Annotated in this window: 21 protein-coding genes and 1 riboswitch; of the genes, 9 read left to right on the top strand and 12 right to left on the bottom strand. The window is 58.1% G+C overall.

Features of this window, described 5'->3' with window-relative positions:
- Window positions 1-12: 12 nt before the first annotated feature.
- The 12 genes from ACZ5K9_RS05335 to ACZ5K9_RS05280 form a co-directional block, all read right to left on the bottom strand.
- Window positions 13-918: an ABC transporter substrate-binding protein gene (locus tag ACZ5K9_RS05335; protein ID WP_464273388.1), complete on the bottom strand. Its 906-nt coding sequence runs from the start codon at window positions 916-918 to the stop codon at window positions 13-15.
- Between the two features lie 593 nt (window positions 919-1,511).
- The gene (locus ACZ5K9_RS05330) at window positions 1,512-2,318 is read right to left on the bottom strand and encodes an ABC transporter ATP-binding protein (RefSeq protein WP_464273387.1); all 807 of its coding nucleotides are present in this window, start codon (window positions 2,316-2,318) and stop codon (window positions 1,512-1,514) included.
- Window positions 2,315-3,448 carry a FecCD family ABC transporter permease gene (locus ACZ5K9_RS05325; protein WP_464273386.1) on the bottom strand — a complete coding sequence of 378 codons (1,134 nt, stop codon included), beginning with the start codon at window positions 3,446-3,448 and terminating at the stop codon, window positions 2,315-2,317. The genes ACZ5K9_RS05330 and ACZ5K9_RS05325 overlap by 4 nt, the downstream gene beginning before the upstream one ends.
- 4 nt (window positions 3,449-3,452) lie before the next feature.
- Window positions 3,453-3,659 (bottom strand): hypothetical protein, encoded by a 207-nt coding sequence (locus ACZ5K9_RS05320; RefSeq protein WP_464273385.1) that lies wholly within the window; start codon window positions 3,657-3,659, stop codon window positions 3,453-3,455.
- Entirely contained in the window at window positions 3,656-4,183 is a 528-nt protein-coding gene (locus ACZ5K9_RS05315; RefSeq protein WP_464273384.1) for an SAM-dependent methyltransferase, read from the bottom strand. The genes ACZ5K9_RS05320 and ACZ5K9_RS05315 overlap by 4 nt, the downstream gene beginning before the upstream one ends.
- Window positions 4,184-4,247: 64 nt before the next feature.
- Window positions 4,248-4,937: a precorrin-8X methylmutase gene (locus ACZ5K9_RS05310; protein WP_464273383.1), complete on the bottom strand. Its 690-nt coding sequence runs from the start codon at window positions 4,935-4,937 to the stop codon at window positions 4,248-4,250.
- Between the two features lie 143 nt (window positions 4,938-5,080).
- Window positions 5,081-5,268, bottom strand: a riboswitch (cobalamin riboswitch).
- A 339-nt stretch (window positions 5,269-5,607) separates the two neighbouring features.
- A complete protein-coding gene (locus tag ACZ5K9_RS05305; RefSeq protein ID WP_464273382.1) occupies window positions 5,608-7,350 on the bottom strand; it encodes an FAD-dependent oxidoreductase in 1,743 nt (580 codons plus the stop codon).
- Window positions 7,351-7,817: 467 nt separating this feature from the next.
- The gene (locus ACZ5K9_RS05300) at window positions 7,818-8,534 is read right to left on the bottom strand and encodes an N-acyl homoserine lactonase family protein (protein WP_464273381.1); all 717 of its coding nucleotides are present in this window, start codon (window positions 8,532-8,534) and stop codon (window positions 7,818-7,820) included.
- A 124-nt stretch (window positions 8,535-8,658) separates the two neighbouring features.
- Window positions 8,659-10,227 (bottom strand): ExeA family protein, encoded by a 1,569-nt coding sequence (locus ACZ5K9_RS05295; protein WP_464273380.1) that lies wholly within the window; start codon window positions 10,225-10,227, stop codon window positions 8,659-8,661.
- 70 nt (window positions 10,228-10,297) lie between these two features.
- On the bottom strand, window positions 10,298-11,224 hold the full coding sequence (locus tag ACZ5K9_RS05290; RefSeq protein WP_464273379.1) for a hypothetical protein: 927 nt from the start codon (window positions 11,222-11,224) through the stop codon (window positions 10,298-10,300).
- Window positions 11,225-11,241: 17 nt separating this feature from the next.
- The gene (locus ACZ5K9_RS05285) at window positions 11,242-12,231 is read right to left on the bottom strand and encodes a TAXI family TRAP transporter solute-binding subunit (RefSeq protein WP_464273378.1); all 990 of its coding nucleotides are present in this window, start codon (window positions 12,229-12,231) and stop codon (window positions 11,242-11,244) included.
- Window positions 12,232-12,674: 443 nt separating this feature from the next.
- Complete coding sequence (locus ACZ5K9_RS05280; RefSeq protein WP_464273377.1) at window positions 12,675-12,905, bottom strand: hypothetical protein; 231 nt, start codon at window positions 12,903-12,905, stop codon at window positions 12,675-12,677.
- Between the two features lie 280 nt (window positions 12,906-13,185).
- Here ACZ5K9_RS05280 and ACZ5K9_RS05275 point away from each other — a divergent pair, with 280 nt between their 5' ends.
- From ACZ5K9_RS05275 to ACZ5K9_RS05235, 9 genes are all read left to right on the top strand, one after another.
- A complete protein-coding gene (locus ACZ5K9_RS05275) occupies window positions 13,186-14,070 on the top strand; it encodes an SDR family oxidoreductase (RefSeq protein ID WP_464273376.1) in 885 nt (294 codons plus the stop codon).
- Window positions 14,071-14,094: 24 nt separating this feature from the next.
- Window positions 14,095-15,303 (top strand): sulfotransferase family protein, encoded by a 1,209-nt coding sequence (locus ACZ5K9_RS05270; RefSeq protein WP_464273375.1) that lies wholly within the window; start codon window positions 14,095-14,097, stop codon window positions 15,301-15,303.
- Window positions 15,304-15,312: 9 nt separating this feature from the next.
- Complete coding sequence (locus ACZ5K9_RS05265) at window positions 15,313-16,482, top strand: sulfotransferase family protein (RefSeq protein ID WP_464273374.1); 1,170 nt, start codon at window positions 15,313-15,315, stop codon at window positions 16,480-16,482.
- Window positions 16,483-16,501: 19 nt separating this feature from the next.
- Window positions 16,502-17,653 carry a sulfotransferase gene (locus ACZ5K9_RS05260; protein WP_464273373.1) on the top strand — a complete coding sequence of 384 codons (1,152 nt, stop codon included), beginning with the start codon at window positions 16,502-16,504 and terminating at the stop codon, window positions 17,651-17,653.
- Window positions 17,654-17,668: 15 nt separating this feature from the next.
- Entirely contained in the window at window positions 17,669-19,444 is a 1,776-nt protein-coding gene (locus ACZ5K9_RS05255) for a hypothetical protein (RefSeq protein ID WP_464273372.1), read from the top strand.
- Window positions 19,445-19,509: 65 nt separating this feature from the next.
- The gene (locus ACZ5K9_RS05250) at window positions 19,510-19,866 is read left to right on the top strand and encodes a hypothetical protein (protein WP_464273371.1); all 357 of its coding nucleotides are present in this window, start codon (window positions 19,510-19,512) and stop codon (window positions 19,864-19,866) included.
- 82 nt (window positions 19,867-19,948) lie between these two features.
- Complete coding sequence (locus tag ACZ5K9_RS05245; protein ID WP_464273370.1) at window positions 19,949-20,296, top strand: hypothetical protein; 348 nt, start codon at window positions 19,949-19,951, stop codon at window positions 20,294-20,296.
- Between the two features lie 48 nt (window positions 20,297-20,344).
- Entirely contained in the window at window positions 20,345-20,854 is a 510-nt protein-coding gene (locus tag ACZ5K9_RS05240) for a permease (protein WP_464273369.1), read from the top strand.
- An 89-nt stretch (window positions 20,855-20,943) separates the two neighbouring features.
- Complete coding sequence (locus ACZ5K9_RS05235; RefSeq protein WP_464273368.1) at window positions 20,944-21,675, top strand: hypothetical protein; 732 nt, start codon at window positions 20,944-20,946, stop codon at window positions 21,673-21,675.
- Window positions 21,676-21,713: the final 38 nt, after the last annotated feature.

Here is a 21,713-nt window from a genome sequence, read left to right as displayed (position 1 = left end):
CGTGGGATGGGCTCATGGGAAAAGGGACGGGTAAAGCCGCCGGGCGAGATCTTCTGCGGCCTCCACAGCCCGAGGTCCCGGTCGGGAATAAAGGGCTTCTTCCACCATGAACACCTGTCCGGATCGTACCGCCCGGAGCGCCTCGAAATGGGGACGGTGGTGAGGGGGAACCGGCTGGGGATTCATGGGGCCTTTCTGGACAATATAGACGTCCGGGTCCATGGCGAGGAGGTTTTCCACCGACGTTTGGACGATGGCTTCCGGCAAGGAGACGGCGTTCACGGCACCGACGGCGTCCATGAGCGCCTGCGGCATGCCGCCGAGACCGGCCACGGCCAGAGGTTCCGCCCGGATTTCAAAAACGAGCCTGGGCCGATAGGAAGCCTGCCGACAGTGGGACCGAAGGGCATCCAGGCGCCGGCGTAAGGCATCGACGCGGGTGCGGGCCTCTTCGGTTCGGCCGGTGAGGGTCCCGAGCCGTTCCATGGCGGAAAAGATGCCCTCGAAATCCTTGGGAGCAAAAATGACCACGGGAATCCCGGCATCCGCCAATCGAGCCGTTTCCGGAGTGGCGCTTCGACGGCTGGCGCTTTGCACGACCAGATCTGGTTTCAGGCCGATAATCATTTCCACATTGGGGCGCATGTGGGTCCCGACGGCAGGCAACTGCTGGATTTCCGGCGGGTAGATGTCGGCATGCGTGCGCGCGGCGACGACCGGCCCGGCGCCGATGGCGTAGAGCATTTCCGCGAACGCCCCGTAAAGCGGCACCACTCGTCGGGCCGGTGCCTCAAGCCGGACGGTTTGGCCCATGTCGTCGATGACTTGGATGATGGTCTTATCGGATGCTGACGATTTTCCAGAAAGGATGAAAATCGCGAGCCCAATGACCCATAGGGCATGTTTTCGTTGGATCATGGCCGAACACCTCCGTCTGGAAAGCGCGGATGCCGGATGGTCCGACATCCTTTGCCGACCCGCCTGGAACTTGTGAACCCCCTGAGTCGGAGAGATCGAGTCGATCGGGAAAGCTGCATTGCCGCAGAGATCACCGTGGACTTCAGCGTCTTCCATGGGAGGGGGGACTCCGGGGGACGGTGTGACCGGGCAGCGGCATCCGTTGTGCCAGTGAAGTTTGTGTCCCATTTTCAACCAGCGGGTCCGTGGATCCGGGTGTCTGAAGGTCAGCCCATGCGGTCTCGTTCCCCGGGATCAGGTTGACCATCGTACCAAACCACCTCCGCGTGCGTCTTGTCCTTATGGGGGCCCGCCGCTCTGGGCGCGGCCGTGATCCAAGGGACCGGACCCATTCCGGGCAAGCCCAGGGGCCTGCCCCTCCATTGCCCTTGACTGAGGGGTGGCACCCCTTCAAGACCATGCACGGCACACCGTGTCCCGGTGGCCGGGATTGCCCGGATTCCCGCGACTTTTGTCGGTACCCTGGGGCTGTGACCTTCGTGCTCACCGATAACCGACGGAGAGGCTCCGGTCCAGGTGGAGCGGCCCCAGGATCATCGTATCGCTCGGGCGGTTTCCAGAGGTTCCTTTGCGGGAAAATAAACCTGGCGCACCCCATGGTGGCCAGGCACGTCATAAACGACGGCCGAGGTGTCATAGACGGCTTCCAGAATCTTGGGATCGAGAACGTCGCCGGTGGGTCCGTCCGCGACAAGGCGTCCGTGTTTGATAAAGACAAGGCGTCGGCAATAGACGGCGGCCGTATTGATGTCGTGGAGCACGGCGACGATCGTCCGCCCTTCTTTTTCATGCAACGTTTTGAACACATGAAAAATATGGAGCTTGCGGTGGACATCCAGGGCCGAGACGGCTTCGTCCAGGAGGAGGATGGGCGTGTCCTGAGCGAGGGCTTTGGCGACAAAGACCCTCTGGCGCTCCCCGCCGCTGACCATGGTGATCGGCCGCTCGGCCAAGTGCACGGTATCCGTCCACTCCATGGCCCGACGGATCGCCGCGGCATCTTCAGGGGTTTCTTCGCCGCCGCGCTTCTGGTGCGGGTATCTTCCCATGGCCACCACATCCCGGCACGAGAAAGCATAGGGCACGTGGACATCTTGAGGGACGACAGCCAGGCGCCGGGCTCTTTCCCGATGGGGCAGGGTTTCCAAAGGGCGGCCGTCCACGCGGATGCGCCCCGACGACACGGGCAGGACGCCGCTCAGGGCCAGGATCAGAGTGGTTTTCCCGGATCCATTGGGCCCCAAGATGCCGACAAATTCCCCCGACCCAATCGTCACGTCAATATCGTGAAGAACCTTTCGATCCGGATAGCCGCAATGGACGTGTTCGATCTGGATCACAGAGCGACAGCCTTTTTTTTGTGCACCAGAAGGTAGGCGAAAAAGGGTGCCCCGAGGATGGCCGTCACGACCCCAAGGGGGATTTCCCGCCCGCCGGAAAGTATCGTTCGGGCGAGGGTGTCCGAGATCAGCGTGAGCAGGGCGCCGAGGATCATGGAGGCGGGCAGGAGGTGCCTATGGGCGGGCCCGAGACACAGGCGGGCCACATGGGGCACCACCAACCCGACGAATCCCACGACACCGCTGACGGCCACAGCGGCGGCCGCCACCAGGGAAGCCGCCGCCAGAAGACGTCGACGCACGGTTTCCGTGGCCACCCCGCTTTGAAAAGCCACGGCGTCTCCAAGGGCCAAAAGGTCCAATTCCCGGGCGTACACAAAAATGATCCAGGAGCCGACGAGCAGATACGGGGTCACGGCGAGCACATGACGCCAGCTCCGCCCTGCCAGGCTGCCCATGATCCAAAACACGATGGTCGAGAGGGATTCTTCGTGAAGGCTCTTGAGCAGGCTGATGCAGGCCGACAGGAATGTGGAGACAATGATCCCGCCGAGAACCAAGGTGGTGGGATGGATCTTGCCCTGAAGTCGGCCCAGGAGCATCACCACGCTCAGGGCCCCGACGGCACCCCCGAAGGCCGCCACCGGCAGCAGACTCATGCCCGCCAGCTTCCAGGACGCCCACCCGAAGAGGATGGTCACCGACGCCCCGAAAGCCGCCCCGGTGGAGACGCCCAAGGTGAAAGGGTCGGCCAGGGGATTGAGCAGAATGCCCTGATAGACGGTGCCGGAAAGCGCCAAGGCGGCCCCCACGACCATGGCCAGGACCACTCGGGCCAACCGGAGGTGGACGAGGATGTATTGGGCCGTGGCGGCATCTGCAGTTCCGGGGTTGGGGGAAGACGAAGAAAGCAAAGGGCTGACGGCGCGCCACAGGGCACCGGCGTCTATGGGAAAGGGTCCCACGCTGACGCAGAAGACGGAAATGGTCGGAAGAACACAGAACACCGCGGCCCAGAAGAAACGCCGCCTCCGCCGCTGCCTCTGGGACAGGGGCGGAACAGAAGCGGCGAGGCCCGGATCGCGGGGCATGGAAAGATCCGCCGTGGGGTGCGCTTGTGCGGGGGCCACCGGACTATTCCCCATGGGCTGCCGTCGACCGGCCGGGTTTCTTGACGATGAGAAGGGACAAGTAGTGGGGGGAAAGGTTCTGTAACGCGTGGAAGTCCCTGACCACCACCTGGCCCTCCAAGCCGCATCGGCTCACAAAGCACACGGAATCTTCCAATCCCAGATTCCGGATCTGCTGGAGGATTTGAGGGAACTGCTTATAGGTTTTCATGAGGACCACGTTGTCGGAGAATGGAAGGACCTCGGGGAGCCGTTCCCCCCCTTGGCCCCGGAGATGACCGTCAGGGTTTCTTCGGCCTCCGCCAAAGCGACCCCGGCGCAGGCCGCCGCCGCCTGGTAGGATGTGATCCCCGGGACGATCTCCACGGGGACCGAGAGCAGACGATGACGAATCTTTCGCAAAAGATAAATGAATGTGCTGAACGTCATCGGATCGCCCAAGGTCAGGAAAGCCACGTTCACGCCCGCAATGAGCCGTGCCGCCACCGTGTCGCAATTGGTCCGCCAGGCCTCTTCCAGGCGGTTCTTGTTGAAGGTCATGGGAAAATCCAAGAAATCCACGGGGACGCCTTCGGGAAGATGCTCCCGGACGATCTCCAGGGCCAGGCTGTAATCGTTGGATGACGACGACGCGGCAAACACATGTCCGACACGGCCGAGGACTTTCACTGCCTTGAGGGTGAGCAAGTCCGGGTCTCCGGGACCCACACCGATGCCGTAAAGAGTTCCCAGCATGGGGATCTTCCTTTCTCGTTAAAGCTGACGCCGGAAATGGCCGGCCTGCCGGAAGACTGACCGTTCACGATCGCTCATTTTCATGACGGCCTGAACCACGGGCCAATTCCAAGAGAGCATGGAGGATGGCCACGGCCACAGGGCTTCCCCCTTTGCGGCCGAGCACGGTGATGGACGGCACCTCCCGGCATTGCCACAAGGCCTGCTTCGCCGTATCCGCCTGCACAAAGCCCACGGGGACGCCGACGACCAACGCCGGGCGGATGTCCTCCTGCGCAATGAGGCGGAGGGTTTCCAACAGGGCCGTCGGGGCGTTTCCGATGGCCACGACGGCTCCATGGAGTTGTGGTCCAATGCGGCGAAAAGCGGCGGCGGAACGGGTAAGGCCGTCCTTTTCCGCCGCGCCTTGGGAGTCGGGGTCCGATGCCGGGACCTGGACGGCGTTGCCGAACCAGCCGAGTCGCGTTGCGGAGAGCCCCACGAGAATCATCCGCGTGTCCACAAAGATGGGAACCCCCCGCCGCACCGCGGCGCATCCCTCCTCGACCGCCCGTTCATGAATGCGGATAAGCTTCGCGAATTCAAAGTCCCCCGTTGTATGGATCACCCGGCGGACGATGGACCACTGATCCCCAGGAAAACTGTGCGGCCCCATTTCCGCATCGATGATGCGAAAACTTTCCTCTTCGATAGCCTTTCCCGCCGAAACGAGCGCAGCCGGCCCATCGTTCGGTTCTTCGTGTGCCCCCTTCATACGCCGCCGCTCCTGAGCAACAAAAAAATCCTTGGAACTTTCTCGTTCCAAGGATTGCACCCTGTTTCCTTCATCCCCATGTTCGCGTCAGGACCCATTCCACGAAGTCCATCCGCGGGGAGAGGCCTTTGCCATCGGCATCTCTTCCCTCATGGCGTCAGGCAGGTCTTCTGGCTCACGGATCATCCTCATGGCCGCCCTTCCCATCCCATGGTCATGGGACAGTGGGATTCTCGGCCTTCGTCCCCGTTCACAGCGGCGGGACCGCGACGGAATTCCACCGTCTTCCCTTTTGAACCCGCATTCGGGTACCTGACCCCTCCGTCTTGTCAGAGAACAATGCCTTGCCGCTCTTGTAGAGCAAAGCTGTGGGACCGTCAATAGTGGAACGGCACTCCCATGTCCTCAGCCCCAGCCACGGCGCGCTGAACCGTTTTCCGTGGGCCGCTTTCAAACGATGAGCCCTCGCCGACGCCCCTCGTCTCGGGCCATCCACATGCCCCCGGGGAAGATCGGACGCCGCATCCGGCCGGCCGGAGATGTCTTCGTCGGGCGCCCTGGACGCGGCGTCCTCACCCGTGACGCAGTCATCCCCCGTTTTTCCGGGGGTGCGGAAAGGTTTTCCCGAGACCGGGGGCCTGCTGTGGGACAGGGGTTCGCCGAGACAGGCTCAGCCGTCCTGATGTTCACGGTCTTCCAAACGAATCATCCCTGTCTTCTTGATGGCCGCGACCCCCCCTTGAACGTTCACCGCGTTCATGATCCCGGCCGCGCGCAACTGGAGCAACGCTTCGTAGGAGCGCACCCCGGAATTGCATACGACGAAGAGCCGCTTGTTTCTGGGGACGGCATCGAGCCTCTCGGTCAAGGTTTCCTGAGGGATGTTCAGCCAACGGTCTCCGAAGGCTTGAACAAAAGGTGCGGCGTTTCGGGGGCCGCGCACATCGAGGCAGACCACGTCCGGGCCGCCGTCCTGAAGAAAGCAGGTTTCGAAATCGTCGGGGTCCGCCGTCACGTTGTAGCCGTCCAGGATGTTTTCCGCGGTGTTTCCCAAGGCGTTCACAATGTCCATAGCTGCGGCGAAGGGAGGCGTGTAGGCGACTTCGAGGTTGGACAAATCCTCGACCGTTCCGCGACGGGCCAAAAGAGCCGCCACGGCGTTGATGCGGCCGACGAGCGCGTCGCCGTTTCGGCTGACCCCCTGGATGCCGAGAATCCTCCGAGTCTTACGGTCCACCACGAGGGCCAAGGTCATGAGATCTTGGGTCGGATAGAAGTGCGCCCGGTCGGCTTGAATGACCAAAGCCTGGATCGCATCGTAGCCCTCCTCTGTGGCGGTCTTTCGGGAAATGCCCGCCGTCGCCACCGCCAGATCAAAAATCTTGACGGCAAAAGAGCCGACAGAGCCTTCGAACCGCGCACAACCGCCGGCGATGTTCGTCCCGATGATGCGCCCTTGGCGGTTGGCCAGGGACCCTTGGGGGAAGTGAAAAGGCTTGCCCGTCACCAGGTGCATGACTTCGATGCAGTCACCCCCGGCGTAAATGCATGGATCGGAGGTCTGGAGGCGCTGATTGACCACGATGGCGCCTCGGCTGGAGACGAGCAAGCCGGCTTGCCGGGCCAACGCGCTGTTGGGTCGGACGCCGACAGCCGTGATGACGATGTCCGCTTCCAATTCCCTTTGAGTCGTCCGGACCGTGAGGGTGTCCCCGTTCCCGTCGGCCGCCACCTCCCGGACCGTCTCCCCCGTGTAGACGGACACCCCGCGTTCTTCCAGATGTTGAGACACCATGCGGGCGAGCACGGGATCGAGCACACCGGGAAGGACATGCGGGGCGATTTCCACCATGGCGGTCTCGACGCCCCACATGTCCGTCAAAGCCTCGGCCATTTCGCACCCAATGGCCCCCGCTCCGATGATCACCGCACGGCCGATGGCCCCTTTGCTCAGCATCTCTTTGATGGCCGCCGCATCGTGGAGATTGGACACCCGCATGACCCGAGGATGATCGGCTCCGGGAATGGGCAGCCTGTGGGGAAGGCTCCCTGTGGCCAATACGAGGTCATCGTATGGCAGTTCCTCCTCGGTGTTGGATTCCAGACGATTCACCCGCAGCGTTTTCCGTTCCCGGTCAATGGCCACCGCCCGGGTTCGCGTCATGACCCGCACCCCCTTGGCTTTTTCAAAGAATTCAGGAGTGCGCAACATGTGGAAACTGGTGCTCATCAGCGCGGACAGATCGCTCACGTCGCCGGAAATGTAATAGGGGATCCCGCACCCGCCATAGGAAATGTATTGGTCCTGATCCACCATCACCACGTCGAAATCTGGGCGGAGTCGCTTGATGCGGCAGGCCGTTTTGGGTCCCAGAGCCACCGCCCCGACGATGACCACGCGTCGTGTCGCCATAAATCCCCGTCTCCTTTTCGTCACTGATTGCCAAAACCGCGAACGGCCCCACAGTCTGGACACGTCCACGTGATGCCGTTACAGGTCATTCCCCAAAAATTTTCTTCCATACAATCGTTGCAGATCATGAACCCGCATGGGCACGTCCAGCAAAAGGGCTGTTCATGCCCACAGGTGGTACAGATGTAGCGATCGGGGCGTCGGCGTTTTCGAACCGTCCCGTGGGCGCCCTCCGGGTTTCGCTCGGGAGGCGGAGGGATTTCAGACACTCTCTCTGAAGCCATGGCCTGGAGACCTTGTCCTAGGGTCCGTCATCGATGCCGATCCATGTCCCGCAACCGCCCCGCCCGGACCTCTTTCCCCCGGGTCCATGGCGGGCGGGGGTTTTTTTCTTTTGACCGTGGTCGTATAGCATTCCGAGCTTGACAACGACAAGAGCGCCGGGGTGGTCTCGGACCGATGCGTTCTCAGGGGATTGTCGGTCGCCGTCCTACGGCCAGGTCGTGCACGGGGATGAGAATGTCGGCCATCGCCCGAACCCTTTGGATGCTGTCGTAGGCGGCCAGCGCATCGGTATGCACGCCGGGCGTCACGGCAGGCCCGGTTGGTGGAAAGTTCTTGTCGTTACAGCAAAAACCCGTGATCACGGCACGCCCTGCAGCGGTGTTCACCACCACGGACTGGCCGCCTGGGGTATGCCCGGGTGTCCAGACCAACTCAATACCGTCGCGAAACCGCACATCTCCTCGAACCGTCTCGATCTTGAGCCCATCCAAAAGGCCGGGGATATACCGATGGTCCAACGGGTGGGGGTTTCGGTAAAAATCATACTCGGCTTCCTGGACCACCACCACGGCGTTGGGGCACTTTGCGTCGTTTTCGCAGTGATCGTTGTGCAAATGCGTGTGGATGATCACATCCACATCTTCCGGTTTCAGACCGACGCCGGCCAAAGCCTCTTCGAACTCCTGAATCTTGAGCCCGGTGGTTTCGGCCACATGGTCGGGCACCATAAACTCCTCGAGACCGGTGTCCACCAGAATGGTCTCTTCCCCACCTTCGATGACGAACATATAGATGGGAATCCAGATGCGTTTGCCGTAATCCTTGAGGTACGTCATGATCCCCTGATCCGTCTCGTTGGCTCCCACAACAAGCGGTCGAATCCTGTATTGGCGCATCATCCGTTCTCCTTTCCCGTGGTGCACGTGAACCCGCTTCTCGCACACGCCGATAAAAAATGACTTGCCCTCAGCAAAGACATGTCATGTGAAAAAAGTCAAGAACGGTCGGCTTCTCTTCAGGCTTTCATCGGCGACGTTTGTTGAGGATCCACTCAATGACGCGTCCCGGATCGGGTTGGGGGATAACGGCGGAGGACGGCCGGGACGGTGCCGAGCCGTCGGTGGGCGGGCTGGTAGAGGCGGTTTCGCGGACCGGTCCGGCCGCGGATGGGGCGGGCAGGGACCCACTTTTCCGGGTCTGCGTCAGGCGCACCATCTCCGGGTCGATGGCGTGGGACGGGAGGAGTCCGCTCGTCGGTTCAAAACGGGACCAGGACCCAGCCGGCTGGTCTTTTTCCAAAATGGCGAGTCCTGTCGACGGCCGGGGGACCGGACCGGACCTTTCCCCGGAGCGCACCGAAGCCCGAGGATCTGGAGGAGACCCTGGCGTGGGCTTCATGGGTTCGGTGTGGGGCTTGGTGTCCCGAGGCGGTGTCATTGCGGAGCTGTCCCGTGCCGGAGCGTTTTCTTGGGACGGAGAAGATACGGGATTTGCCAAAGGAAGGGGTTTCACGATGCGCTGCCCTTCCGCGTCCGGCCCAAGGGACGATGGGCCCGTTGTGGGAGGGGTGGTCCTCGAGCCGTCCGGACCGCGTGCCTTCTCGCTTGGGTTCACGGAGACGCCATCCACGCCACCGCGCCAGCTCTGGACGCGTTGTGCGCCTTCCTGGACCCATGTCCATGCGGTACGGGGGAGCTGGGGCTGCCACAACACCACTCCGGCCAAGGCGGCCACGCTCAGGCTTGCCGTGATCAGACGTTTTATCGACCGGGATTTGGGATGGGGCCGCCCTTCAAGGTCGTGGATCACTTCCCGAACGATTTTCGGGGTGATGGTCTTCCGCCCGTACCCAAAGCCCGTAATAAAGGCGTTGTCGCACAGGATGTTGATCTTGCGGGGAATGCCTTGAGCTTCCTGGATGATGAGATCCAAGGCTTTTTGTGTGAACAGCTCTCGGGGCTCGGTCTGGACGAGCGACAACCGGTGGCGGATGTAATCGGCGCTCTCTTTGGGGGTCAACGGCCTGAGGGAGGTGCGGATGGCAATGCGTTGTTTGAGCTGTCGCAGTTGCTTGAGGTTTAGAAGGTTTTCCAATTCCGTCTGGCCGATGAGGATGATTTGAAGAAGTTTATCCTTGGTGCTTTCCAGGTTGGAGAGCATGCGCAAATTTTCCAGAGTCTCCACGGGCATGTTTTGGGCTTCGTCGATAATGAGCACGACGTTCCAGCCGTCTTGATATTCCTTAATGAGAAGGGTGTGGAGCTCGTGGACCATTTCATAGGGGTCCAGATCCGGGGGATCCAAGCCCAGTTCCCTGTAGATGACGCGCAGCAGCCCTTTGAAAGAGACATTGGCGTTGAAGACCAACACCGTCTTGATGCTCTGGCGGTCGTAACGTTCAAGGTAAGTGCGCACAACGGTCGTTTTCCCCAGGCCCACCTCCCCGGTGATGGTGATGAACCCCTTGCGCTGCTGGACGCCGTAAATGATGGCCGCCAGGGCTTCTTTATGGCTGGGGCTGAGATACAGAAAATCCGGATCCGGTGTGATGTGAAAAGGTTCCGCTCGGAACCCGTAAAAGTCCAAGTACATGAAAAAACTCCTTTGCGGGACGGAGACCCCCCGGAGGGGGGTCCAAGCGTCCCTCGGGCGTGCCCTCAGGCTACGGAAGCCCGTTGAGATACGCCCGGTTTTCCTCGGAGAGGGTGCCCGTTTCCACACAATCCCAAATGATTTCTTGGATTCGGGATTGCGCCAGCCCGTTGAGGGTCTTCCCGTAGGTCAATTCCACGATGTCGTAGAGACACTGAAGGCCTGTAATCCCCCCCGCAATGTAGGGGTCACTTTCAGAAGGCGCCGAGCGATCCGCCGCAAGGCAATAAGTCGGTACACAGAATGTAGACTGTCCCGGTGGAAGCTCATACGGGAGTGTGTGAAGCACCATCATGGGCTGAAGGTCACCACTCATCGGGGAAAAAACCATTCCCGGAGGAATGCGGAATTCTGCGGTCTCCGGCGATTCATTGAGAAAGGTGACCGCGAGATAGAAGGTTAATCCGAAATCCGAGGGCAGACATCTGAGCATGCAGTCCGGGTCTGTCCCGCAATTCTGCATACACTGGACCATTTGTTGAATGCCGGCCGGATCCAAGGTCTCGATGTTGAGGCAGCTCAGACCGCCACCGTTTACGCTTTCAATACGGACAGGGAGCGTTCGAACCCGAGCCAACTTCCAGTAGGCCCCGGAGGGGTCTTCAGGGATAAGAGTATACGCCAGGTCGATGTCGTAGGGGACGCCTTGATACAAGACCACGGCGTTCAAAATGTTCCAGGAGGAATCCAGAACACCGCCTTGAGGACCCGACATGGGAGTCAGCCCGGCCCAGTTCAGTTTCCAGTAAATCCCGGCAGGATCTTGAGGCAGCGTCACAAAATCAAAACGAGCTCGATAGTGGTCCGTTCCTACAGTGACATAGGGAAGGGTGAGCCGCAAGGCCTCGTCGGCGGTGCCTCCAACACCAAAGACCGGAAGCGTGGAAATGACAGTCAGGAACCATGCCATTGCCAGGATGCCCATTTTCTTGTGCATCGTCATTCCTCCAAAAGTTAAAAAAGGTCTCTGATGACCTCCAAAACGGGATTGACTTCCTTGGTGTCCGGGACGTCTCGAGGGCTGATGCTCCCAAAGGTCTTGGGGAGGCAGGAAGATTTCTCCCAACCGGGAAGGGAAAGGGAGAAATCCACAGTTTTCCATTTGGGATGGCCATGGGTTCTGAGCCACTGCTGATGTTCCTCGACGATTCGCGCGAACCGGCCGATCTCAAGGCATTGCCCCAGCCGGTAATCGTAAGTGATGAGGACGGCCTTGACGGCGGCTGTGGTCACGGCGGCCTTTTGCCATGGATAGGTTCCGGCAGGGATGACGGCTTGGGGATAGAATTCGAAGACATGCTTATGGACAATAGGGATGAGCCGCAGATGGTCTTCGGCCTTCACATTGTCCTGAAAGAGCTTCACCGGCGCGCCGGCGACAAGGAACATGGCATCCAATGCGCCCGCCTTGATGCCCTGTAAGGCGTCTTCCGGACTCATAGAAACGAGCTGGGCTGGTTTTATCTGCGTCATTTCGCAGAGAAGTTTGGCCGTGAGCGCCGTACCGCTCCCTTCTGCGTCGATGGCGACCCGTTTCCCCTGAAGGTCCTCCAAGCTTTGGAGGGTGTCTTTCCCCAGCAGGTGGATTTCCTCATCATAAAGAGGGTAGACGACCTTGATCTTTTGGGCGATGCGTCTCAGTGCAGGATTCGTGCGCACCTTGGCCACAAGAGCCAGGACATCGGATTGGACAATGCCCAGATGGACACCGGCCCTCTGATAGACGGCGTAGATGTTTTCCACGGACCCTGCGGACGGGTGAACCGCCACGTCCACGCCTTGGGACTTCATCAATTCCTGGAGGTCCAGACCACATTGGTAACCTGTGCCCGTCGGCGGGCCGGTGATGAGGCCCAAGTTCATTGCCAGGGCGGGCGAGACGAAGGCGGCGGCCCCCACGGCCGCCAACCAGGCCGTCCATTTCAGGCGATACCGGTATTTCACGAAAAGCTCCTTGATTTCCAAATCGACTGGGCGTGTGTGCGCATTGTCGACCTTTGGGGGATGAGCGGGAATAACGGCCGAGCGGCGGACATCGGTTCCGGCGCCGTGACGGCCCCTTTGGGTTGTATTGAATGTCCCAAGTATCTCAGAACCCTTCCTGGGGGGCAACAGGAGATTTTCGGGCTCGCCCTCGGAGAGCCTAGCCCTACGGCCGAACTTGGGATACGGCGTAGGATGGCAAAGCTGTGCCTCACACCCCCCCTCATGAAAGATCGGAATCGGCTCTTGACATCATGAATTTTTGCCTGTCCTCCACCTCCAGGCGCTGTTGAAAAGGAACGGAGACGAACCACAGACCTTGAGGTTCCGGGGATTTCTTGAATCCGAGGCGATGGAGTTCGGAAGTGAACCACGGGGGAGTCCGGGAAACCTGGAGATTCAGGTCAGGGGCGCTCAACGCGCGCCCACGCCGATAAAGTCCATACGGCAACGCCGAGGGTGCTCGGGATCCACAAACAGATCTCGAACCTCAGCACGATGGTTCTTTTCTCGACGACCTTGGAGGCCACGGCATGACCGAAACGCCTAGGAACATCGAGCCCCATGGCTTTTGTGCCGTGATCAAAAGGCTGCACCTGACGAACCGTCCAGGAAGCTGAGATGCATTCCCCCATGAAATGCTGGGGTCTCATTTTTAGGCTTTATGGATTCGGGCGATCTCAGTATGGTGATCAGGCCCTGAAGGGGCTGTGGAATCGACTGTCCGGTCACTGGCATATATCCTGCTAGCCACGTTGCACCGCGTTTCCCTGGATTTGGGTCGGGTTGTGAAAGACGTGTGAACCAACGGGATCCATCGAACAGCTGTCTTTCAGAGGTGAAACGGGGTTCTGGCGCTTCGTAGCCGTCCGGTCAATGGAGGTGGACAACACGTGTGGGGGAGGTTGGCACGGAATGAGAGACGGGGAGGGTAGGCCCAAGGGAGCGGTGCTGATCACGGGAGCGGGATCGGGTATCGGTGAAGCTGCCGTGGGCGCCTTCACCAAGGCAGGATTTCATGTTTTTGCCGGGGTTCGCAAAGAAGGCGACGCGGAGAGGCTTCGAACGAGATGGCCCCGAGGGGTGACCCCTGTGATACTCGATATCGTGAAAAAGGACGATGTGGCCAATGCTGCCTCTTTGGTGTCCAAGGCCATCGGGGAGAGCGGGCGGCTCAGAGGCCTGATCAACAACGCAGGGATTGGGATCGGGGGACCCTTGGAATTCCTGCCCGTGGAAGATCTTCGGCTTCAATATGAAGTCAACGTCCTCGGGCACCTCGCAGTGACCCAAGCGTTCTTGCCACTGTTGCGCCGTTCGAGGGGGCGGATCATCAATGTCGGATCCATGGCGGGGCGGGTCTCCTTGCCTTTTTCCGGACCTTACGCGTCCTCGAAAGCCGCCCTGGCCTCATTGACGGACGCCTTGCGCCGGGAGCTTTCTTGGTGGAATATCCCGGTTATCCTTTTTGAAATCGGATCCGTCAAAACGCCCATATGGGACAAGGCATTTGCGAGCGCCGAAGAACGAGCCCGCCGCATGCCTGCGGAAGGACAAGTGTTGTACGAGAAGCCCTTGGCGGCCATGAATGGGTACATGCACCAGTTGGTCAAGTATGCCGTTCGGCCGGAAAAAGTGGCCCGCGTTCTTGTCAAAGCGATGGAAGCCCCCCGCCCCAAAACGAGGTACTTCGTGGGGTTGGATGCGTACCTCGGGCTCTTGACCCGGTTCCTTCCCGACCGTTGGGTCGATTGGTTGCTGCGAAAAGAACAGGAACGTCGGATGCCCATTTCCCGATGACCCCCTGCGGATGAGGCGCGAGCGATGATTTATTTTGATTTTGGTCGATTCTTTAAGACGTTGTATGTATCTGTCAAGAAGCGCAATGAATTTCCAGCGCCGTTCGATTTCAAGAGAGTTTTGTTTCTACTGTCTTTTTTTATAGGGTATCCACTATTTCAGTTGTTCAATCGATTGTGTTTCATTCTGGACGATATTTTTTACAGAGAATGGAGAAAAGTGGAGCTAAAGCCTCCTGTTTTTATTGTCGGCAATCCACGCAGCGGGACCACTTTTATCCACCGTGTGATGGCACGGGACACGGATCAATTTTTCTACTTCAGAGCCTGGGAAATTTTTTTCCCCGCCATTGTTCAGAAAAAAGCCTTGGCGGCTCTCGGTGCCCTGGACCGGCGGCTGGGGAGCCCCTTGGGAAAACTCGTTGTTTTCATTGAGTCTCGAGTTTTTAAAGACTTCAACAAAATGCATCATTTGAGCCTGTTTGCTCCGGAAGAGGACGACAAGTTGACGCTGCACATTTTTTCTTCCCTCGACCTTTTGTGGTTTTTCCCTTTCCAGGAATTGACCATCGATTATGCGTACTTTGACCAAAGAGTCGATCACCGCAATAAGCGGAGGATTCTCGGTTTCTATGCGGACTGTATCCGCAGACAAGCGTTCTACAAGAAGACTCGGGGACGGCTTCTATCGAAAAACCCTGTGTGCCCGCCAAAGATCAAAAGTCTCATGGAATTTTTTCCGGGTTGCCGGTTTATCTATCCTGTGAGGAACCCTCTGGAAGTGGTCCCTTCGATGGTGAACATGGCTCATGCCATGTGGCGGGCGACCATCCGTATCGCCCCCGGTTTTCCCCTGCAGGAACAGATTTATGAAACGTTGAAACACTACTATCTTTACCCGCTCAGATGCTTTGAAGAGGCGCCGGAGGGGTCTTACGTTCTCGTGAAGTACGATGACTTGGTGTCTCATCCTAAGGCACAAATCGGGCGCATTTACGAGGCTCTCGGCCTGACCCTGTCAGAAAATTTTCGGCAAATCCTGGAGGAGGAGGAGCGCAAGGCGCGGGGGTACAAGAGCGAGCACGACTACTCGCTCCAGGCCCTGTCGATTCCTCCTGAGCGGATTATTTCAGAGCTTAAGGAGATTTTTGAACGATTCGGGTTCTCCGTTGTCGGGGGGGAAGAAAACGGGATTTCTCAACCACAGAAGGCCGTCGGCGGCCGCGCACCATGAAGGGTCCACATGTCGTTTAACTCGCGCAACTTTTTTCGGCTGATTTACCTTGTCCTGACGCGATGGGAGGAAACGGGTTTACCCAGGACACCTCGCCGCGCGCTCGCACAAATGGCTTTTTTCAGCCTTTATCCCATCTATGAGGTGTTCAATCATCTATGTTTTTTTCTCGATGATGTCTTGTATCCAGGCTGGAAGCGGACGTCTCTCGAGCAGCCGGTCTTTATCATCGGCAATCCGCGCAGCGGGACAACACTGCTCCATCGCATCATGGCCAAGGACACGGAGCATTTCTTCACGTTCCACACCTGGGAGCTTCTCTTTCCCGCCATCAGCCAGAAAAAATTTTTGCTCGGGTTGGCTCGGCTGAACCATTTCACCAAGGGCGCCCTCGAGAGAAAACTGCGTCAAAAGGAAACAGAATTTTTTGGGGAATTCAATAAAATTCATCGCATCGGTTTGTTTTACCCCGAGGAGGATGACAAGCTGCTCTTCCACCACTGTTCTTTTCACGGTCTGGCGTGGTTGTTCCCTTTTGAAGAAATCAAGAGATACCACAAATTCGACGTGGCATTACCGGAGGACGAGAAAAAGCGCATCCTTGAATTTTATGAGCAGATGTTGCGGCGCCAGGCTTTCTTTACGGGGGGACGCAAGCGTCTCCTTTCGAAAAATCCGGCCTCTTCCCTCAAAGTGCGAGGACTTTTGCGGACGTTCCCCAATTGTCGAATCATCTATTTGGTTCGCCACCCTCTCGAAGTGGTGCCGTCAACCATCAATATGGCCCATGCTCTGTGGCGCCGGATGGCCGGAGTGGAGCACGGGGCGTACCCTTACCTTGAAGGAGTCTACGAAATCGTGCGGGCTTTTTATGAATATCCCATCAGGGTGTTGGATGATCAGCCGAAGGATTCCTACCGGTTTGTCCGTTATGAGGATTTAGTGCGAAAACCAGCCCGTGTCGTCCAGGATCTGTATAGGTGGTTGAATATAGAGATTTCTGCGAGTTTTGATCAGATCCTCGCTGAAGAGGAACAAAAGGCTCAAGCCTATGTGAGTCAGCATGTGTACTCCTTGGAGGACATGGAGATTTCCCCTGCGCGAATTGTGCAGGATCTTGATTTTGTTTTCGAGAGGTTCGGTTACGACGTGAACTCACGGCATGGACACACAGAATAGAATCGACACACGGTGGAGGATGAAGCCGACACTTTTCGTCAACAGCGATGGGGTGCCAGGGCCGGCGATGCGGCGGTTCTGGAGGCGCCAGTATGTCCGGCTGCTTAGGGCGACCTGGGAAACCTTTGGCTTGAGCGACGTTTTCTTCCGAATTCTCTGGGGAAAACCTACGGCCTTTTGCCTGGACACCCTGTTTTTCGCTTTGGACCCGTGGATTTACCCCGACTGCGTGAAACAACCCGTCGTGAAACCGGTGTTCATTATCGGTCACCCCCGCTCCGGCACCACAATGCTCCATCGGTTTATCAATTCCACGGGGGAGTTTGCGTGCTTTCAATCGTGGGAAATGATTCTCAGCGCCCTGACGGCACGAAAACTGTTCGGCCGGCTGTTCCAGGCGGCCATGCGTTCCAAGCGGAACGTCCTCGTGCCTGCCGAAGCCGGACACGAACAAAGGCTGGACTCCGTCGAAGAAGAAGAGCTTTTGTGGTTTAAGTACTTAAGTACACAGTTCGTGTACGTGTACACGCCTTTGGGTTTTTCCGAGGAACCGTGGGACGACGTCGTTTTTAGAGATCGTCAGGACGCCCGGTTGAGACACGAATGGATGGCCTACTTGAAGGGATGTTTTCAAAGGCATATTTATTGGAAGAAAAAACATCGCATTGTCGCGAACATGAACTACATGGGTATGGGAATCAAAACCCTTATAGGAACCTTTCCGGACGCACGCATCATCTACGTGGACAGACCTCCTGAAGAAACGATCCCCTCACACTTGACTTTGGATTTCAAAGTTTTGGACTATTTATGGGACTTAAAGAGAATTCCCGGCAAGAAAGTTAGAGAATATCTTAGAAAACGTTATATGTACGATGTTCATTATTATCGATATATCAATCAGTTGAGACACGAAGGATTTTTCGACGTCCATGACATTCTCCAGGTGCCGTACGAAGATATTCGAAAGGATTTTCGACGAACAATATGGAGGATTTTAGAGTTCGCGGAACTACCCGTGAGCGAGTCCATGCGTCGGAGGATTGAAGAGCAGCATGAGAGGCAATGGCATTATCGACCGGTGCACTCCAACCTGAAGCTTGAGGATTTTGGTTTTTCCTTGGAGGGGCTGGCCAAGGATTTATCGGGTGGGGATCTTTCCCACAGGTGAGGGAGGGGGTCAAGCATGTGCGATCAAAAAAGACTTTGGCGGGTGGGCCTGGCCACCGTTGTTCTTTGGATCCTCTCGAGTCCGGTTTTGGCGCAACAGAGCATTTCCACCCCACTTGAACTCTATGCCTTCTGGTCCACGCAATATTATCACTGCCGGAATGTCGAGGCACCGACCCTAAACCAAACCTTGCTCCTTAAAGCGCCCATTGACGAGTGTTTTTACTATATCGGCAGCCCGCTGAACAGGTATTTGGCCGAATCTTGTGAAGGCGGGCAATGGAAACGCAACGGGGGGCAGGTCTGGGCTTTGACAAAATGGGAGGAGAAGCTGTGGATTGGGACGAGAGAAAACCCTTTATGCACGACGATGGGTTTTTCCGGCCAGATCTCCCCGGTCTTGACCCCCTATGCCGTGTGTGAATTCGGCCAGAGTGCGTGGGTGCCTCCTTTGCCCAATTACCTGGGGGACTGGCGCCCCCCGTCGGTCTATGTGTATAATACGAACACAGGGACTTCGCGGCGTGTGGCTTATCTGGAGCCCGGATCCATGGGAGGGTTGCCTCTTCTTCAGGGGGTCCGGGGAGCGGGGGCAAAGGATGGAATTGTGTTTCTCGCCGCCCTGGCGGGAACAGCATCGGACAATGCCTCCCTCGTCTTGCTGGCCTACAACTCACAGACGGAGGAATTCTTAGGCTGGAAGGAAATGTACGGGCCGGACGGCGTCCGTTACAAGAACACCCGCAAATGGCTCAATCACAATGGGCACCTCTACGGCACGGCGTGGGTGGAAGGGGGAGGACGGATCCTACGATGGACGGGCGATGCCGCGGCCGTGAAAAAAGGGGATCTGTCGACCCTGTGGCATTTCGAGGAAGTGGGGCGGCTAAGCCAAGCTCCCGCGAACATCGCCGTCTATGATGGAAAAAGGCTGGCCGTCGGCACACGGCCTCGGGATACCCAACAGGTCCTTCGAGGAGGAGAATTATGGCTCAGCCCTGAGTTTTCGGACCACCTGAGGGCCGAGGATGCGGACAACTGGCAAGTGGTTTGGAGTGCAAGCCGTTACGATCCGGATTTTGTGACCGCCGTGGCCACGGCGATCGGGGATTTAGCTTTCTTTGACGGGTATCTCTGGTGGGGCACAGAAATGGAAGTGGAGCAGGCGTGGGGGCTTCATCGAACACTCTTCGCCAAGCTCATGCCAGGGTATCCCTCCGCGGATGAGGACGTGGCAGCCATCTACGGCACATGGCGCCCAACGAGCCTTTTTCGGGGCAGGAAACTGGAAACTTCCACTCCGGAAATCGACGTCGTCTATGGATTCAGTCGGTTGCCTGCCTTTCAATATGATGCGGAAACAAACCAAGGCCGATGGGTGATCGTTCCCAACCGGATGTCCAAGGATCCGCTCCACGGCCTGGGAGGATTCTGCAATTGGTTCCAACTGCAGACATATTCCATGGCCGTTTTTCAAAACAAGCTCTATGTGGGCACGGCGGAAAATGGTCAGAGGATGGCAACCGGATTTTTTTCCTTCCCTGACTTCCCGAGACCCCAGGAACCGACCCGAGGCCTGTGGGGAGCCAATCTGTGGCGTTTTGAAACCGCCGATGCTCCCGGTGTCCCCGAAAGTTTGAATGGAATGGGAAATTATCTCAACGCGGCCGTAAGAAACATGATCGCCGAGGATGCTCTTTACATCGGTACCGGAAACACCAGCAACTTGGCCACAAACCCCAACGACTACATTCCGGAAGGGGGGTGGGAGCTGATTCGGCTAAGCCCGTAACAGGCTCTTCATTGGACCTCAAGACTGACCTGGGAAGTATCGCGAATCCTGAAAAGGAGCAAAAGATGAACAGACGTATCGGGATTTGGGCCGTAATCGTCATGGCGGCCGCAGTGTGGACCTTGGTGGCCGCTGGTGGCCTCGAAGCTCAGGCCATGGGGAAAAGACCTGGACTGACCCAGTCGGAAATCAAAGATAAGGGACATGAGGCTCAACAGAAGGCGAAAACACGATGGGAATCCCTCACGCCGGAAGAACAAGCCTACGTCGCTGAAAAGGGCAAGCAGCGAGCCGCCCAAGCCAACATGACCGCCCAAGAGTACTGGAATTCCTTGAGCGCAGAGGAACAGCAACGACTCATGGAAGGCAAGGAATGGGTCACGGAAAGAGCTCGAGACCGGTGGCGGAAAAAGCCTCAATAAGGGACAGTCCCGGAGAGCTATGAATCCCACCCGAGGAATTGAGGCGGCCGATGCCACTTGGAAAGCAAAAAAGGGGGACACCGTGAAAAAAACGTTAGGGATTGTGGTGACCGTGTTTGTGGCCTTGGTGTGCCTGGTCGGCGCCGGCCCCAGCGAAGCCCGACGGATGCTTCGTCCGGGCTTGAGCCAATCGGAACTCAAGCAGAAGGGCGTGCAGGCTCATGAGAAAGCGCGCATCCGTTGGGATTCTCTGACGCCTGAGCAACAGGCGCACATGCGCGATGTGGCTAAGCAGAGGCAACAACAGGCTCATCAGACGGCCGAGGAATTCTGGAACTCGTTGACGCCGGAGGAGCAAGAGCGGTTCGTTGCGGGCAAAGAGCGGGTCACGCAGCGTGCCAAGTCTCGGTGGCAAGCGAAACCACAATAGAAAAATGATGAGGTTTTGTTGACCTTGCCCGGGCGGAAAGTGAAAACCATGACAGCAGCGGGTGTTGCCGGAGCTGTGTTGCTGGCCCTCACGTTGGGACTGATCGGATGGGTGAGTTGGAAGCAATCTGCTTTTCCCTGGCAAGCGTTGCGGGACGGCCTGATGGGATTCGCCTCTGTGGCTCCGATGATGTTGTTGTCGTTTTGCTTGGCTGCGCTCATGACTCGGCTGGTTCCTCACGACACGTTGGTCCAATGGTTGGGTCAAGGTTCGGGGTGGCGAGGCATCGGCATCGCCACCCTGGCCGGTGTGGTGACTCCCGGGGGACCGTTCGTCCAGTTTCCCATTGTCGCCGTTTTGCATAAGCAAGGGGTGGCCGTCGGTCCTTTGGCGGCTTATTTGTCGGCATGGGCTCTCTTGGGAGCCCATCGTTTTGTCATTTTAGAGGTTCCTCTACTGGGGTGGAAGTTCTCCGTGTGCCGATTTGCCTTGAGCGCCGTGTTTCCGCCGACGATCGGCTGGGTCATCCAATGGGTGTGGCGCCGCTGGCTCACTTGAAGTTGGGTCGAAACAACCAAATGTGGTCAAATTCAACCCAAGGAGCCACGGCACCAGGCCCCCGAAGAGAGGAATCGTGGAGGTGGAACATGAACAGGCGTTTTTTGGCAATCGGCGTCGCGGCGATTGTGTGGCTTGGGTGGGCGTCGACGGGGCGGAGTGAGAATTATTGCCATCATCCGTTGTTGCCTATTGTTGTGGGAGCCCAATGGTTTTACGAGGGGGAGTGGACGGAAGAGGAGCAGGGCTACGGGGTGACCGTACAGACGGTGTTGACCCGAGGCACCACGACCAACGCCATTCTCAATCTTGCACTGGATATTTTGGGGGCAGCGCCTTTGCCTGTGCCTTTGTATTGCACCGCCGCGGAAGGGATTCGGTTGGTGGAACTCAAAGGGTTCGCGGTCCCGCTTCCCGGCGGATCGCTGCTCAGCTTGCAGTTTAAAGAGACCGCGGGGGTCATCCTTCCACCCATGGAAACAATCACCTCGGGAGCCAGCTGGCCCTTTGTCATCGACTTTACGGGGGTGCTCACCACCAAAAACGAAAAAAATTTCAATATTTCCTTGCGCATGGAGGTGATGTCCCACTTCGCCGGCACCACCCAGATCGAGGTGCCCGCCGGAACATTCCCCAACGCGTACAAAATCGAGCAGGATGTGTTGATGACACTGTCCTTTGGGGAAAGAATGTCCAAGCCCTTAACCTTCGAAGGAAGGCGGACCTGGTACCTGGTTCCTGACGTGGGCATGGTGGCGGCTGACTTCAGAAGAGCACACACCGAGCTGATGAGTTTTTCCATCCCGGCGACCGTTGAGTAGGCCGTTGATGCGAGTTTTGGGGATGGCACTCAAGGGGA

The sequence above is a fragment of the Desulfosoma profundi genome (genome assembly GCF_055387865.1).
This window is presented reverse-complemented; position numbering and strand designations above follow the sequence as displayed.